Raw genomic sequence first — 14,248 nt, 5'->3', positions numbered from 1 at the left:
TGAACGGAGAATAGTGTGCTGAGCAGGTGGGCCAAGTTCAAGCAACTGCGGCATTTTGCGATCGGCGCCATCGGCCTGGCCGTATTGGCCGGATGCGCCACGGTACCGGGCCAGCAGGCCGCCAAGCCGGCGTCCGCGCAGCCGCTGGATCACCTGGCGGTGGTCACTCCCGATGAAGACCACGACCTCACCGCCCAGCTGCTGGCCGGCGAGATGGCGATCGTCCGCACCGACCTCAAGTCCGCTGCCGCGGCCTACGCCAAGGCCATGGGGCTGAGCAACGACCCGCGCGTGGCCCAGCAGGCGACCGAGCTGGCCACGGCCATCCACGATCCCGTGCTGGCCGGACGCGCCATCGAGCGCTGGCAGCAGCTGGGCGCCAAGCCGGCCGACCTGGCCACGGTCCGCGCCCAGCTGGCGCTGGACCGGGGCGACACCGGCGAAGCCCAGAAGCAGCTGGACGCGCTGATCTCCAGCGGCGATCCGGACGCCTGGCGCCAGTTCGGCCGCGTGCTGCTCGGCAGCCGCGATACCGCCGTTTCCGCCCGCCTGCTGGAAGCCCTGGCCACCCCGAAACGCCTGCCGTCCGACCCGCAGGCCTGGCTGGCCATGAGCGAGCTGGGCGACAAGCTCGGCCGCCACGCCTACGCGCAGCAGTTGGCCGATGCCGCGATCAAGCGCTTCAACAGCGCCGAGACCTACGCCTGGGCCGCCCAGCTGAAGTACCGCAACGGCGACCGCGCCGGCGCGCAGGCCATGTTCCAGAAGGCGCTGGGCCGCGAGCCGAAGAACGCCGGCCTGCGCATGGCCTACGCCACCCTGCTGGGCCAGGCCGGCGACTACGCCGGGGCGACCAAGGTGCTCGACAACGGTCCGCAGAACACCGAGACCTACGCCCTGCGCGCCACCCTGGCCGCGCGCGCCAACGACAGCAAGGCGATCGCCCGCATCTACGCCCAGCTGCAGCGCGCGCCGCGCGACGTGCGCGACAGCAACAACTTCCTGCTCGGCACCCTGGCCGAAATGCTGGACAAGAACGAGGAAGCGCTGGACTGGTACAACCAGGTGCCGGACGAGGACGACCACGCCTTCGAAGCCGACCTGCGCAGCGCCATCCTGCTGCACAAGATGGGCCGGGCTTCGGAATCCCACGAGCTGCTGACCCAGATGCAGACCGACTACCTCGACCAGCCGGCCCAGCTGCGCCGTGCCTACGAGGCCGACGCCAGCCTGTACATGGCCGACCAGAAGTTCGCCCAGGCCGAGGCGGCCTTCAGCCGCGCGCTGCAGGTGGTGCCGGACGACCCGGAGCTGCTCTACGGCCGCGGCCTGGCCTATGCCGAGACCGGCGACACGGACAAGGCGGTGGCCGATTTCCGCCGCCTGCTGCAGCTCAAGCCGGACGACATCGACGCCACCAATGCGCTGGGCTACACCCTGGCCGACGCCAACCGCGACCTGCCGGAAGCCGAGCAGCTGATCCAGACTGCCCGCAGCGCCAAGCCGAACGACCCGGCCATCGCCGACTCCTGGGGCTGGCTGCAGTACCGGCTGGGCCACCTGGACCAGGCCGAGCAGACCCTGCGCACCGCCTGGCAGGCGCGCAAGGACGCCGACGTCGGCGTGCACCTGGGCGAGGTGCTGTGGAAGCAGGGGCGCCAGGCCGACGCGCGCCGCGTGTTCGACGAAGTGCGCCGCATCGACCCGCACAGCAGCACCCTCCACGACACGCTCAAGCGACTGAATCCATGAGGACTTTCCTGCGTATCGCGGCGGCGGCCGTGCCGCTGCTGCTCGCCGCCTGCGTGTCCGCGCCGGCCGTGCGCATGAAGGGCGATGCCGCCCTGCTCAACGAGCAGGAAGCGCGCGAGCACGCCCTGGCCGGCACCGATCATTGGGTGCTGCAGGGCAAGCTGGGCATTTCCGACGGCAAGGACGGCGGCAGCGGCAGCTTGAGCTGGTCGCAGGACGGCGAGCGCTACGAATTCACCGTGCGCTCGCCGGTGGTCGGCAAGAGCTTCCGCCTCAGCGGCGGCCCCGACGGCGCCCTGCTGGAAGGCGTGGACGGCGGCCCGATCCGCGGGCCTGACGCCGAATCGCTGATGCTCAAGGCGCTGGGCTGGGACGTGCCGCTGCGCGAACTGCGCGCCTGGGTGCTCGGCCTGCGCGCCGACGGCGGCCCGGCGGAACTGAGCTTCGGCACCGACCGCCTGCCGTCCCTGCTGCAGCAGGACGGCTGGAATGTCGACTACCGCGAATGGGACGCCACCCGGCAGCCGCCGGTGCCGAAGAAGGTATTCGCGGAAAAGCCGCCGTACCGGGTGCGCCTGTCGATCGACTCCTGGACGTTTCAGTAAGACCGCTCCGCGGTTAGGCTTGGCGCCCCCGCGGCCGGGCGCCGTCAGCCGGAATCGACATGAGCTATAGCATCCAGCGCGCGCTGCCGGAGCAGGTGGAGGCGCTGTGCGCCATCGAACGCGAGGCCATGGAACTGTTCCGCGGCCATCGCGCCTGGCGCTTCTACGCGCCGGTGGTGATGCCGCCCGACCTGCTGCGGCTGGCGATCGAGCGTGGCCTGGTATGGGTTGCGCTGAGCGACGCGAGCGGCGAGCCGGTGGGTTTTGTCTGGCTGGACACCGAGGACGAGGCCGGCATCGGCCTGGCCGAGATCGACGTGCTGCCGGGCTGGGGCGGCCAGGGCATCGGCGCGGCGCTGCTGGAGCACGCCTGCGCCTGGGCCCGCGCCGCCGGCTATCGGCGGATCACCCTGGGCACCCTGGCCGACGTGCCGTGGAATGCGCCGTTCTATGCCAGGCATGGCTTTGTCGAGGTCGACAAGCGCGATCCGGCCTTTGCCTTCGCGCGCGAGCGCGACCTGGAGAACGGTTTCCCCGACGACCTGCGCGTGTTCATGAGCCGTACCTTCGAGGCGCCGGGAGCGGAGGATTGGACGGTCTGGCCGGCGCCGGCCAAGCTGAACCTGTTCCTGCGCATCACGGGGCGGCGTCCCGACGGCTACCACGAGCTGCAGACGGTGTTCCGGCTGCTGGACTGGGGCGACGAGATCCGCCTGCGCCCCCGCCGAGACGGCCTGGTGCGGCGCCTCACGGACGTCCCCGGGGTGCCGGAAGAACAGGACCTGGCGGTCCGCGCCGCCCGCCTGCTGCAGCCGCATGCGCCGGCCGGTGCCGGGGTGGATATCGAGCTGGAGAAGCGCATCCCGATGGGCGGCGGCCTGGGCGGCGGCAGTTCGGATGCGGCGACGGTGCTGGTCGCGCTCAACCATCTCTGGGGCACGGACCTGACCGAGGACGCGCTGGCCGAACTGGGCCGCCAGCTCGGCGCCGACGTGCCGGTCTTCGTGCGCGGACGTTCGGCCTGGGCCGAGGGGGTGGGCGACCGGCTGCAGCCGGTCGCGCTGCCGCAGCGCTGGTACGTGGTGGTCGATCCGCACGAACACGTGCCCACCGGCGAGCTTTTTCAAGCGTCTGAATTGACACGAAATGCTCAGCCAGCCACAATTTCATCCTTTGCTTCGGGCGAAACAGCCGAGAACGCCTTCGAGCCGGTCGTACGCGCGCGCCACCCCCGGGTGGCTGCGGCGCTGGGCTGGCTGAACAAGTTCGGCTGGGCAAGGCTTTCCGGCAGCGGCGGTTGCATCTTCATCGAGACCAAGTCGCAGGAACGGGCGGAATTCGTCGCCGGTCAGTGCCCGCCTTCATGCTCGGCCCATGTGGCCTTCGGCGTGGAGCGCTCCCCGTTGCTGGAAGCTCTGGCGCGCCATCGCGGCGCCGCCTGAGCCGCAAGAGACAGGTCCCGGCCCGCCGCGAGGCGGGGCCGGGACAAAAAAATTCACTGGGGCGTCGCCAAGCTGGTTAAGGCACGGGATTTTGATTCCCGCATGCGCAGGTTCGAATCCTGCCGCCCCAGCCACTTCGAAACCGAGATGGCCAAAGGCTCACTGCAATGACCGTGGACACGTCCACCCCGATGCTCTTCACCGGCAACGCGCACCGCGCCCTCGCCGAGGATGTCGCCACGCGTCTGGGCGTGCCGCTGGGCAAGGCGCTGGTCGGCCGCTTCAGCGACGGCGAGACGCAGATCGAGATCGAAGAGAACGTCCGCCGGCAGGAAGTGTTCGTGATCCAGCCGACGGGCGCGCCCAGCGCGGAGAACCTGTTCGAGCTGCTGACCCTGGTGGACGCGCTCAAGCGCGCCTCGGCGGCCAGCGTGACCGCGGTGATGCCGTACTTCGGCTACGCCCGCCAGGACCGCCGCCCGCGTTCGGCGCGCGTGCCGATCACCGCCAAGATGGTGGCCAAGATGATCGGCACCGTCGGTGTCGACCGCGTGCTCACGGTGGACCTGCACGCGGACCAGATCCAGGGCTTCTTCGACATCCCGGTGGACAACGTCTATGCCTCGCCGCTGCTGCTGGCGGACATCTGGCGCAACCACTCGATGGACAACCTGATCGTGGTCAGCCCGGACGTCGGCGGCGTGGTGCGCGCCCGCGCCCTGGCCAAGCGCCTGGACGACGCGGACCTGGCCATCATCGACAAGCGCCGCCCGAAGGCGAACGTGGCCACGGTGATGAACATCATCGGCGACGTGGACGGCAAGACCTGCGTGCTGGTCGACGACATCGTCGACACCGCCGGCACCCTGTGCGCGGCTGCTGCGGCTCTGAAGGAGCGCGGCGCCCGCAAGGTGGTGGCGTACTGCGTGCACCCGGTGCTGTCCGGTGCGGCGATCAGCAATGTGGAGAACTCCCAGCTCGACCAGCTGGTGGTGACCAACACCTTGCCGCTGCGCCCGGAAGCCCAGGCCTGCGCCAAGATCCGCCAGCTTTCGGTGGCCGAGCTGCTGGCGGAGACCATCCGCCGCATCGCGTTCGGCGAATCGGTCAGCTCGCTCTACGTGGATTGATTGGGGCGGGAATCGGGAATAGGGAATAGGGAATCGGAAAAAGCCGAAGCGCAACCTCGATTCCCTATTCCCTAATTTACTCAAAAAAAACCGACTCCCTTGGTCGCGAGGGAGTCACTCAAACCGCCGCGAGGCGGATCACAACCTGAAGTAGGAATCGCCAACATGGCACAGATTCATGAAATCAAGGCCGAGAGCCGCAAGGACGAGGGGAAAGGTGCGAGCCGCCGCCTGCGTCGTGCGGACTTCGTGCCGGCCGTCGTCTACGGTGCGGGCCAGCCCCCGCAGAGCATCCAGATCTTCCACAACACCATCCTGCTTGCCGCCAAGCATGAGTGGTTCTTCTCCTCGGTGCTCGACCTGAACGTCGACGGCAAGGTGCAGAAGGTGCTGGTGCGCGACTGGCAGAAGCATCCGTTCAAGCAGCAGATGCTGCACATGGACTTCCTGCGCATCAATGAGAACGAAGCCGTTCGCGTCAACGTGCCGCTGCACTTCCTGAACCAGGAAAAGTCCCCGGCCGGCAAGACCTCCGGCGTGGTGATCTCGCACAACCTGACCGAAGTGGAAGTCTCCTGCCTGCCGAAGGATCTGCCGGAGTTCATCGAACTCGACCTGGCCAGCCTGAAGCCGGGCGAGATCGTCCACCTGTCGCAGCTGTCGCTGCCGAAGGGCGTGGAAATCCCGGCCCTGCACCTGGGCGCCGATCACGACATCGCCGTGGTCACCGCCAACACGGTGAAGGAAGAAGTCGAAGAGGCTCCGGCCGAAGGCGAGGCCGCTCCGGCCGCCGACGCCGGCAAGGACGCCAAGAAGTAAGTCGCACGGCGACTCGCGCCTTTCCGGCGCGGGTCGCCGCCGCGTGCTTGCCGGCTATCCATGGCGGGTCTGCGCCTCATTGTCGGGCTGGGTAATCCCGGTGCCGAATATCTCCGAACCCGGCATAACGCCGGGTTCTGGTTTGTTGACGCCCTCGCGGCGGGGCAGGGCGAGCGCTGGGGCTTCGACGGCAAGCTGCATGGCGAAACCTGCAAGGTGCGCATCGGCGGCGAGCCGGTGTGGCTGCTCAAGCCCGCCACCTTCATGAACAAGAGCGGCCTCGCCGTCACGGCGGCGCTGCGCTACTACAAGATCGAACCGGCCGAATGCCTGGTCGCCCATGACGAACTGGACCTGGACGCCGGCACCGTGCGCCTGAAGTTCGACGGCGGCCATGGCGGCCAGAACGGCCTGCGCGACACCATCGCCCACCTCGGCCACGCCAGGTTCCATCGCCTGCGCATCGGCATCGGCCATCCCGGCCACCGGGACCAGGTCACGCCGTGGGTGCTGGGCCGCCCCTCCGCCAAGGACGAGGACGCCATCCTGGATGGCATCGCGCGCGCGCTCAACGTGCTGCCGCTGGCGGTCGACGGGCAGTTCGACAAGGCGATGCAGCAGCTGCATACACCTGGGAATAGGGAATCGGGAATAGGGAATCGCTAAAGCGTTTCGCCTCTTGCTGGTTTTACTATTCCCTATTCTCCACTCCCTATTCCCGGATCCATCCATGGGCATCAAATGCGGCATCGTCGGCCTGCCTAACGTCGGCAAGTCCACCCTGTTCAACGCGCTGACCAAGGCCGGCATCGCCGCCGCCAACTTCCCGTTCTGCACGATCGAGCCGAACGTCGGCGTGGTGCCGGTGCCGGATGCGCGCCTGCAGGCGCTGTCGGACATCGTCAATCCGCAGAAGGTGATTCCCACCGCGGTCGAATTCGTCGACATCGCGGGCCTGGTCGCCGGCGCCTCCAAGGGCGAGGGCCTGGGCAACAAGTTCCTGGCGCATATCCGCGAGGTGGATGCGATCGCCCACGTGGTGCGCTGTTTCGAGCACACCGACATCATCCACGTGGCCGGCAAGGTCGACCCGATCGCCGACATCGAAACCATCGACACCGAGCTGGCCCTGGCCGACCTCGATTCGGTGGAAAAAGCGCTGAACCGCGCCGAGCGCGCGGCCAAGGCCAACGACAAGGAGGCCCTGGCCAGGAAGCCGGTGCTGCAGAAGCTCGCGGCCGGCCTCAACGAAGGCAGGAGCGCGCGCAGCCTGGGCCTGGACGAGGAAGAAAAGGTGCTGGTGCGCGACCTGTTCCTGCTCACCTTGAAGCCGCTGATGTACATCGCCAACGTGCGCGAGGACGGCTTCGAGAACAATCCGCACCTCGATGCCGTGCGCGCCCGCGCCGTGCAGGAAGGTGCCGAAGTGGTGCCGGTATGCGCCGCCATCGAAGAGGAGCTCTCGCAGCTCGACGACGCCGACCGCGACGAATTCCTCAAGGACCTGGGCCTGGAAGAGCCGGGCCTGAACCGCGTGATCCGCGCCGGCTACACCCTGCTCAAGCTGCAGACCTATTTCACTGCCGGCGTAAAGGAGGTGCGCGCCTGGACGATCAAGCGCGGCTTCACCGCGCCGCAGGCGGCGGGCGTGATCCACACCGATTTCGAGCGCGGCTTCATCCGTGCCGAGACGGTGTCGTACGACGACTTCATCCAGTTCAAGGGTGAGGCCGGCGCCGCCGCGGCGGGCCGCCTGCGCAAGGAAGGCAAGGACTACGTGGTGAAGGACGGCGACGTGCTGCACTTCCTGTTCAACGTCTGACCGGCATCGCCCGCAAGAGCAGCGGCGGCACCTCGCGGTGTCCGCCGCTTTTTTGTTTCCGGCGCCGGCGCTGCCAGACTGTGCGGGGTGTTCTGGGAGAGCGGCATGTCCGGCGAAGTCCATCCATTGCGCCTGCGCCTGGGGCGCCCCGGCGACGCCCGCGCGATCGGCCTGCTGGTGCGCCGGGTGGCGCGCCGCTGGGTGGTGCCGGACCAGCCGGAGGCGGTAGGGCGGGCAATGCTGGCGCGCTTCAGCGCCCGCGGTTTCCGCGAGCGGATGCTGGCGGGGCAGCGCTTCCACCTGGCCTTCCTGGGGCCGGTGCTGGTCGGTGTATCGGGCATGCGCGACGACAGCCACCTGGTGCAGCTCTTCGTCGGCACGCGCTACCACGGCCGCGGCATCGCCCGGAAGCTGTGGCAGCGGACCATGGACGACGCCATCCGCCGCGCCGGCACCCGCCGCTTCACCCTCAATGCCTCGCGCTGCGCGGTGCCGGTCTACCTGCATCTGGGCTTCGTGCCGACCGGGCCGGAAGGGCGTTCGCCCAAGGGCGTGGTCAGCACGCCGATGGCGCTCGTTCTGAGCCGCGCCGGGGCGCGCAAGCCGGCGGCATAATAGGCGTCCTTTCACCAGCCGGAGCCTCCATGTCGGGCACGCAGCACGAAGTCAGTTTCCGTTTCCTGGCCCAGCCGACCGACGTGAATTTCGGCGGCAAGGTGCACGGCGGCATGGCGATGAAGTGGATCGACCAGGCCGGCTATGCCTGCGCGGTGGCCTGGAGCGGGGCGTATTGCGTCACCGCGTCGGTGAGCGGCATCCAGTTCGTGGCGCCGATCCTGATCGGCGACCTCGTGACCGTGCGCGCGCGCCTGATCCACACCGGCCGCTCCAGCATGCACATGGCGGTGGACGTCCTGGCGCGCGACCTGCGCAAGGACGAGCACCGCCTGGCGACCAGCTGCGTGATGGTGTTCGTCGCGCTCGACAGTCCCGAGGGCAAGCCCACGCCGGTGCCGGTGTGGGAGCCGCGCGACGAGGCGGAGCGGCAGCTGCAGGCGCAGGCGAAACGCCTGATGGATCTGTCCAAGGAGATGGAGCAGCTGATCGACGCGAAGGCGCATTCGGACGTCTGAGCGCGGCGCTGCGCGAGGCTTGATTCGCCGGCCCCGCACACGTATTTTTTGCGTGCTCGGGTGTTGACAGAACCAGGCTCGATCCACACAATAGCCGTTCTTTGTTGGAGGAATACCCAAGCGGCCAACGGGGGCAGACTGTAAATCTGCTGGCTTACGCCTTCGGTGGTTCGAATCCACCTTCCTCCACCAGACGAGTTCCGCGCAGGCGGGAGTAGTTCAACGGTAGAACCTCAGCCTTCCAAGCTGATGGTGCGGGTTCGATTCCCGTCTCCCGCTCCATTGATCCTGCTCCAAAGATTGGAACCTGCTCGTAGAGAACCTGGTCTGGCAGTTTTCGTGCTCATGTAGCTCAGTCGGTAGAGCACTTCCTTGGTAAGGAAGAGGTCGCTGGTTCGATTCCAGTCATGAGCACCACTTAGTTGGTCTTCGCGGTTATCGCTCTCCACTTTTTTTCGTTATCTGACTCCATCGGGGTTTAGCGCGCATGGCAAAGGGTAAGTTCGAACGCACCAAGCCGCACGTCAACGTCGGCACGATCGGTCACGTGGACCACGGCAAGACGACGCTGACGGCGGCGCTGACGAAGGTGGGTGCCGAGCGTTTCGGCGGCGAATTCAAGGCCTATGACGCGATCGACGCGGCGCCGGAAGAGAAGGCGCGCGGCATCACGATCTCGACGGCGCACGTGGAATACGAATCGCCGACGCGCCACTACGCGCACGTGGACTGCCCGGGCCACGCCGACTACGTGAAGAACATGATCACGGGTGCGGCGCAGATGGACGGCGCGATCCTGGTGTGCTCGGCCGCCGACGGCCCGATGCCGCAAACGCGCGAGCACATCCTGCTGTCGCGCCAGGTGGGCGTGCCGTACATCGTGGTCTTCCTGAACAAGGCGGACATGGTGGACGACAAGGAGCTGCTCGAGCTGGTCGAGATGGAAGTGCGCGAGCTGCTGTCGAAGTACGAGTTCCCGGGCGACGACACCCCCGATCATCGTGGGTTCGGCGCGTGCGGCGCTGGAAGGCGACCAGTCGGAGATTGGCGTGCCGGCGATCATCAAGCTGGTGGACGCGCTGGACACGTACATTCCGGAGCCGGTGCGTACGCTGGACAAGCCGTTCCTGATGCCGGTGGAAGACGTGTTCTCGATCTCGGGCCGCGGCACGGTGGTGACCGGCCGTATCGAGACGGGCATCATCAAGGTGGGCGAGGAAATCGAGATTGTCGGTATCCGCCCGACCACCAAGACGACGGTGACCGGCGTGGAAATGTTCCGCAAGCTGCTGGACCAGGGCCAGGCGGGCGACAACGTGGGTCTGCTGCTGCGCGGCACGAAGCGTGACGAAGTGGAGCGTGGCCAGGTGCTGGCCAAGCCGGGTTCGATCACGCCGCACACGGACTTCGAGGCCGAGGTGTACGTGCTGTCGAAGGACGAGGGTGGCCGTCATACCCCGTTCTTCAAGGGCTACCGCCCGCAGTTCTACTTCCGCACCACCGACGTGACCGGCGCGATCGAGCTGCCGGAAGGCGTGGAGATGGTGATGCCGGGTGACAACGTGAAGATGAAGGTGACCCTGATCGCGCCGATCGCGATGACGGACGGCCTGCGCTTCGCGATCCGCGAAGGTGGCCGCACCGTCGGCGCCGGCGTCGTCGCCAAGATCACCAAGTAAGTAGTATCATTGGGAGTCGCCCGCCGTGCGGGCTGTGGGATGCCAGGCCGGCATCCCGCAGCAGGCCAGGCGCGCGGCTCCACTGATTTTCAAACGTACGCCAGTAGCTCAATTGGCAGAGCAGCGGTCTCCAAAACCGCAGGTTGGGGGTTCGAGTCCCTCCTGGCGTGCCACCTTCCCGAGGACCGAAGACGGGTGGCGAGTGGTATCCGGGGCTTCGGGGCCCGGTTGCCGGCTCTTATCCGATCGCTTGCATGAATACCAAGGCAGAACAGCCCAAGGGCGCTAACCTCAAGGAGGCGGGCGCCGCCGACATCGCCAAGCTGGTGCTTGCCGTGCTGGTGCTGGTCGCCGGTGTCTTTGCGTACTCCTGGTACAGCAACGATGCGAGCGTCCCCGGCTCGGTGCGCCTGGTCGGCGTGCTGGTGGCCCTGGTCGCGGCGCTCGGCATTGCCGCCACGACCGCGCTCGGCCGCCGCGTCCGCTCCTTCCTGGGCGAGTCCCAGTTCGAAATGCGCAAGGTGGTCTGGCCGAAGCGTGACGAGACGCTTAAGACCACCGGCATCATCATCGTCGTGGTGGTCGTTCTCTCCCTGCTGCTGGGCGTGATCGACCTCATCCTCAAGTCGGTCGTGCTCGACTGGCTGCTCAAGCTGGGTTCGTGAGGTAAAGAGCATGAGCAAGCGTTGGTATGTGGTGCACGCCTATTCGGGCTTCGAAAACCAGGTGCGCAAGTCGCTGGTCGAGCGCATTCAGCGCGCCGGCATGGAAGAGCGCTTCGGCGAAGTGCTGGTGCCGACCGAGGAAGTGATCGAGATGCGCGGCGGCCAGAAGCGCCGCAGCGATCGCAAGTTCTTCCCGGGCTACGTGCTGGTGCAGATCGAGACCGACACCGAGGGCAAGGCCCCCCGGATCGACGACGAATGCTGGCACCTGGTCAAGGAAACCCCCAAGGTGATGGGCTTCATCGGCGGTACCGCCGACCGCCCGCTGCCGATCCGCGACAGCGAAGCCGACAACATCCTCAGCCGCGTCCGCGAGGGCGTGGAGAAGCCGAAGCCGAAGGTCCTGTTTGAGCCGGGTGAAATGGTCCGCGTGACCGACGGCCCGTTCAACGACTTCAACGGCGTGGTCGAGGAAGTCAACTACGAGAAGAGCCGCCTGCGCGTCGCGGTCCTCATCTTCGGCCGTTCGACCCCGGTCGAGCTCGAATTCGGACAGGTCGAGAAGGCCTGACGCAAGCCCCGGCACGGGGCTTGCTTAAAACTTGATCACTCCGTAAACTACGCGGTTCACGCCGGGGCATTTCGCTCGGCGTGTCCGTATTTCTCGGTTCGCTGGAGCGCGGACCGCCCTACATCCAGGGAATGTGCACTGCGAGGAGCCGCAAGGCGCCCGAACTCGCGAGGAAAATCCAATGGCAAAGAAAGTCGTCGGTTACATCAAGCTGCAGGTCAAGGCCGGCCAGGCCAACCCGTCGCCGCCGGTGGGCCCCGCCCTCGGCCAGCGCGGCCTGAACATCATGGAATTCTGCAAGGCGTTCAATGCCGCCACGCAGAAGATGGAACCGGGCATGCCGATTCCCGTGATCATCACGGCCTATTCGGACCGCAGCTTCACCTTCATCACCAAGACCCCCCCGGCCTCCGTGCTCATCAAGAAGGTCACGGGCATCGCCAAGGGTTCGTCGAAGCCGAATACCGACAAGGTCGGCAAGATCACCCGCAAGCAGCTGGAAGACGTTGCGAAGCAGAAGGAGCCGGATCTCACGGCTGCCGATCTGGATGCCGCCGTGCGCACCATCGCCGGCAGCGCGCGCAGCATGGGCTTCGTGGTGGAGGGTTAAGACATGGCAAAGATCACCAAGCGTTTGAAGGCCGCCCAGGCGGCGGTGCAGCCGGGCAAGCTCTATGGCCTGGAAGAAGCCCTGAAGATCGTCAAGGACAACGCCAAGGCCAAGTTCGCCGAGTCGGTGGACGTGGCGGTGCGCCTCGGCATCGATGCGAAGAAGTCCGACCAGGGCGTGCGCGGCTCCTCGCTGCTGCCGCACGGCACCGGCAAGACCATCAAGGTCGCCGTGTTCGTGCCGGCCGGTGAGAAGGCCGAGGCCGCCAAGGCCGCCGGCGCCGACGCCGTCGGCATGGACGACCTGGCCGAGCGCATGCAGGCCGGCGATCTCGACTTCGGTCGCGTCATCGCCACGCCGGACGCGATGCGCGTCGTCGGCAAGCTGGGCCAGCTGCTCGGCCCGCGCGGCCTGATGCCGAACCCGAAGGACGGCTCGGTCACCGCCGACGTCGCCACCGCGGTGAAGAATGCCAAGGCTGGCCAGGTGAAGTTCCGCAACGACAAGGCGGGCATCATCCACGCCACCATCGGCAAGGCCAGCTTCGAGGCCGCGCAGCTCGCCGACAACCTCAATGCGCTCATCGCCGACCTGCTGAAGGCCAAGCCTTCCACGGCGAAGGGCCAGTACCTGCAGAAGATCGCCCTGTCCAGCACGATGGGCGTGGGCGTTCCGGTCGACACCTCCACCGTGGCTGTGTCGGCCAAGTAAGTCATCAAGTCCTGCGCCGGCGATGCTGGCGCAGGCACGTTTTTGAGGGCAGGTGGCGTTCTTCCCGAACGTCGCCGCCGTCAAAGACCGCAGGCGCGATCAGCGCGCGACGACGACGAGCAGGGAGCTCGTATTGGCATGGAATCGCCGTCGTCGGCAGCGGGGTCGCTTAATCGGTTCCCTGGCGGATCCGGCCTGCGCAGATGGTGCTGCCCCTTCTGGAATTTGTTCTGGAAAGGCCACCACCCGGGATCCCTCAGGATCCCCGACGTCACGGAAGGCGTCGCCCAGGACCGCAAGCGGCAGGAGTCGCAAGCGGATTTCAAAGTGGAGGAGTGATATGGCTCTGAATCTCTCTCAGAAGCAAGAAGTAGTCGCCGAACTGGCAGAAGTTGCCGCGAAGGCTCACTCCTTGGTCGCTGCCGAGTATGCGGGCACCACGGTCGAACAAATGACCGCGATGCGCAAGAAGGCCCGCGAAAGCGGCGTGTTCCTCAAGGTTGTGAAGAACACGCTGGCGTCGCGCGCCGTCGGTGGTACCGAGTTCGAGGTCGTCAAGGACGCCCTGACCGGTCCGCTGCTGTACGCGTTCTCGATGGAGGAGCCCGGCGCTGCCGGTCGCCTGATCAAGGAATTCGCCAAGAGCAACGACAAGCTCAAGCCCCGCGTGGTTTCCGTGGAAGGCAAGCTGTTCCCGGCCGCCCATGTGGACGTGCTGGCCTCGCTGCCGACCCGCGAAGAAGCCCTCGCCATGCTGGCCCGCGTGCTGGCCGAGCCCGCTGCGATGTTTGCCCGCGCCGTCAAGGCCGTGGCCGACAAGCAGGGTGGCGGCGAAGCGGCTCCGGCCGAGGCCGCAGCTGAAGCTTGATCGCTCAGTTCGACGAAATTTCTAACCGAATCAATTTCCAGAGGTAATCAAAATGTCCCTGACCAACGAACAGATCGTTGAAGCCGTCGCCGCCAAGTCGCTGATGGAAGTGATGGAGCTGGTGAAGGCCATCGAAGAGAAGTTTGGCGTGTCCGCCGCCGCCCCGGTCATGATGGCCGCCGGCCCGGCCGCCGCTGGCCCGGCTGCCGAAGAGCAGACCGAGTTCGACGTCATCCTGAAGAGCGCCGGCGACAAGAAGGTCGACGTGATCAAGGCCGTCCGCGCCATCACCGGCCTGGGCCTGAAGGAAGCGAAGGACCTGACCGAGGCCGGTGGCGTCGTGAAGGAAGCCGCTTCGAAGGACGACGCTGCGAAGTTCAAGAAGGACCTCGAAGCTGCCGGCGCCACGGTCGAACTGAAGTAATCGGCGCTCTTGCGCGC

The 14,248-nt window shown here is 66.9% G+C and carries 15 protein-coding genes, 5 tRNA genes and 1 pseudogene; all 21 read left to right on the top strand.

Annotated features, from left to right (window positions below):
• Positions 1-15: 15 nt before the first annotated feature.
• The 21 genes and pseudogenes from ISN75_RS16750 to rplL all read left to right on the top strand — a co-directional run bounded on the left by ISN75_RS16750 (position 16) and on the right by rplL (position 14,231).
• Positions 16-1,752 (top strand): tetratricopeptide repeat protein, encoded by a 1,737-nt coding sequence (locus tag ISN75_RS16750; protein WP_343203683.1) that lies wholly within the window; start codon positions 16-18, stop codon positions 1,750-1,752.
• Complete coding sequence (gene lolB, locus ISN75_RS16745) at positions 1,749-2,357, top strand: lipoprotein insertase outer membrane protein LolB (RefSeq protein ID WP_343821071.1); 609 nt, start codon at positions 1,749-1,751, stop codon at positions 2,355-2,357. The genes ISN75_RS16750 and lolB overlap by 4 nt, the downstream gene beginning before the upstream one ends.
• Positions 2,358-2,416: 59 nt before the next feature.
• On the top strand, positions 2,417-3,799 hold the full coding sequence (gene ispE, locus ISN75_RS16740) for a 4-(cytidine 5'-diphospho)-2-C-methyl-D-erythritol kinase (RefSeq protein WP_343821073.1): 1,383 nt from the start codon (positions 2,417-2,419) through the stop codon (positions 3,797-3,799).
• Between the two features lie 57 nt (positions 3,800-3,856).
• Positions 3,857-3,933: transfer RNA gene (locus ISN75_RS16735), tRNA-Gln, on the top strand.
• A gap of 57 nt (positions 3,934-3,990) precedes the next feature.
• The gene (locus ISN75_RS16730) at positions 3,991-4,929 is read left to right on the top strand and encodes a ribose-phosphate diphosphokinase (RefSeq protein WP_167256788.1); all 939 of its coding nucleotides are present in this window, start codon (positions 3,991-3,993) and stop codon (positions 4,927-4,929) included.
• A gap of 165 nt (positions 4,930-5,094) precedes the next feature.
• The gene (locus tag ISN75_RS16725; RefSeq protein WP_167256768.1) at positions 5,095-5,748 is read left to right on the top strand and encodes a 50S ribosomal protein L25/general stress protein Ctc; all 654 of its coding nucleotides are present in this window, start codon (positions 5,095-5,097) and stop codon (positions 5,746-5,748) included.
• A 60-nt stretch (positions 5,749-5,808) separates the two neighbouring features.
• Positions 5,809-6,414 (top strand): aminoacyl-tRNA hydrolase, encoded by a 606-nt coding sequence (gene pth, locus ISN75_RS16720; RefSeq protein WP_343821074.1) that lies wholly within the window; start codon positions 5,809-5,811, stop codon positions 6,412-6,414.
• A 64-nt stretch (positions 6,415-6,478) separates the two neighbouring features.
• Entirely contained in the window at positions 6,479-7,570 is a 1,092-nt protein-coding gene (ychF, locus tag ISN75_RS16715) for a redox-regulated ATPase YchF (protein WP_343821076.1), read from the top strand.
• Between the two features lie 105 nt (positions 7,571-7,675).
• Positions 7,676-8,185, top strand: a complete 510-nt coding sequence (locus ISN75_RS16710; protein WP_167256771.1) for a GNAT family N-acetyltransferase — start codon at positions 7,676-7,678, stop codon at positions 8,183-8,185.
• A gap of 29 nt (positions 8,186-8,214) precedes the next feature.
• Positions 8,215-8,703 carry an acyl-CoA thioesterase gene (locus ISN75_RS16705; protein WP_167256772.1) on the top strand — a complete coding sequence of 163 codons (489 nt, stop codon included), beginning with the start codon at positions 8,215-8,217 and terminating at the stop codon, positions 8,701-8,703.
• A 106-nt stretch (positions 8,704-8,809) separates the two neighbouring features.
• Positions 8,810-8,895: transfer RNA gene (locus tag ISN75_RS16700), tRNA-Tyr, on the top strand.
• Positions 8,896-8,911: 16 nt separating this feature from the next.
• A tRNA-Gly gene (locus tag ISN75_RS16695) sits at positions 8,912-8,985 on the top strand.
• Positions 8,986-9,044: 59 nt separating this feature from the next.
• Positions 9,045-9,120: transfer RNA gene (locus ISN75_RS16690), tRNA-Thr, on the top strand.
• A gap of 70 nt (positions 9,121-9,190) precedes the next feature.
• Positions 9,191-10,382, top strand: a pseudogene (gene tuf, locus ISN75_RS16685) (elongation factor Tu).
• Between the two features lie 97 nt (positions 10,383-10,479).
• Positions 10,480-10,555: transfer RNA gene (locus ISN75_RS16680), tRNA-Trp, on the top strand.
• Between the two features lie 81 nt (positions 10,556-10,636).
• Entirely contained in the window at positions 10,637-11,047 is a 411-nt protein-coding gene (gene secE, locus ISN75_RS16675) for a preprotein translocase subunit SecE (RefSeq protein ID WP_167258782.1), read from the top strand.
• A 10-nt stretch (positions 11,048-11,057) separates the two neighbouring features.
• Positions 11,058-11,618, top strand: a complete 561-nt coding sequence (gene nusG, locus ISN75_RS16670) for a transcription termination/antitermination protein NusG (RefSeq protein ID WP_026633438.1) — start codon at positions 11,058-11,060, stop codon at positions 11,616-11,618.
• Positions 11,619-11,799: 181 nt separating this feature from the next.
• Positions 11,800-12,228, top strand: a complete 429-nt coding sequence (gene rplK / locus ISN75_RS16665; protein ID WP_167258784.1) for a 50S ribosomal protein L11 — start codon at positions 11,800-11,802, stop codon at positions 12,226-12,228.
• Positions 12,229-12,231: 3 nt separating this feature from the next.
• Positions 12,232-12,939, top strand: a complete 708-nt coding sequence (gene rplA / locus ISN75_RS16660) for a 50S ribosomal protein L1 (protein WP_167258786.1) — start codon at positions 12,232-12,234, stop codon at positions 12,937-12,939.
• 340 nt (positions 12,940-13,279) lie between these two features.
• Positions 13,280-13,807 carry a 50S ribosomal protein L10 gene (gene rplJ, locus ISN75_RS16655; protein WP_167258788.1) on the top strand — a complete coding sequence of 176 codons (528 nt, stop codon included), beginning with the start codon at positions 13,280-13,282 and terminating at the stop codon, positions 13,805-13,807.
• 52 nt (positions 13,808-13,859) lie between these two features.
• Entirely contained in the window at positions 13,860-14,231 is a 372-nt protein-coding gene (gene rplL, locus ISN75_RS16650) for a 50S ribosomal protein L7/L12 (RefSeq protein WP_167258790.1), read from the top strand.
• Positions 14,232-14,248: the final 17 nt, after the last annotated feature.

The sequence above is a fragment of the Dyella marensis genome (assembly GCF_049532885.1).
GTDB classification, from domain to species: Bacteria; Pseudomonadota; Gammaproteobacteria; order Xanthomonadales; family Rhodanobacteraceae; genus Dyella_D; species Dyella_D marensis.
This window is presented reverse-complemented; position numbering and strand designations above follow the sequence as displayed.

Excerpts from the sequence above, each read along its gene's own strand:
- secE (WP_167258782.1), top strand. The coding sequence starts at position 10,637 with ATGAATACCAAGGCAGAACAGCCCAAGGGCGCTAACCTCAAGGAGGCG.
- ychF (WP_343821076.1), top strand. The coding sequence starts at position 6,479 with ATGGGCATCAAATGCGGCATCGTCGGCCTGCCTAACGTCGGCAAGTCC.
- ispE (WP_343821073.1), top strand. The coding sequence starts at position 2,417 with ATGAGCTATAGCATCCAGCGCGCGCTGCCGGAGCAGGTGGAGGCGCTG.
- lolB (WP_343821071.1), top strand. The coding sequence starts at position 1,749 with ATGAGGACTTTCCTGCGTATCGCGGCGGCGGCCGTGCCGCTGCTGCTC.
- rplK (WP_167258784.1), top strand. The coding sequence starts at position 11,800 with ATGGCAAAGAAAGTCGTCGGTTACATCAAGCTGCAGGTCAAGGCCGGC.
- rplJ (WP_167258788.1), top strand. The coding sequence starts at position 13,280 with ATGGCTCTGAATCTCTCTCAGAAGCAAGAAGTAGTCGCCGAACTGGCA.
- rplL (WP_167258790.1), top strand. The coding sequence starts at position 13,860 with ATGTCCCTGACCAACGAACAGATCGTTGAAGCCGTCGCCGCCAAGTCG.
- ISN75_RS16730 (WP_167256788.1), top strand. The coding sequence starts at position 3,991 with ATGCTCTTCACCGGCAACGCGCACCGCGCCCTCGCCGAGGATGTCGCC.
- ISN75_RS16705 (WP_167256772.1), top strand. The coding sequence starts at position 8,215 with ATGTCGGGCACGCAGCACGAAGTCAGTTTCCGTTTCCTGGCCCAGCCG.
- ISN75_RS16725 (WP_167256768.1), top strand. The coding sequence starts at position 5,095 with ATGGCACAGATTCATGAAATCAAGGCCGAGAGCCGCAAGGACGAGGGG.
- nusG (WP_026633438.1), top strand. The coding sequence starts at position 11,058 with ATGAGCAAGCGTTGGTATGTGGTGCACGCCTATTCGGGCTTCGAAAAC.
- ISN75_RS16710 (WP_167256771.1), top strand. The coding sequence starts at position 7,676 with ATGTCCGGCGAAGTCCATCCATTGCGCCTGCGCCTGGGGCGCCCCGGC.
- rplA (WP_167258786.1), top strand. The coding sequence starts at position 12,232 with ATGGCAAAGATCACCAAGCGTTTGAAGGCCGCCCAGGCGGCGGTGCAG.
- pth (WP_343821074.1), top strand. The coding sequence starts at position 5,809 with ATGGCGGGTCTGCGCCTCATTGTCGGGCTGGGTAATCCCGGTGCCGAA.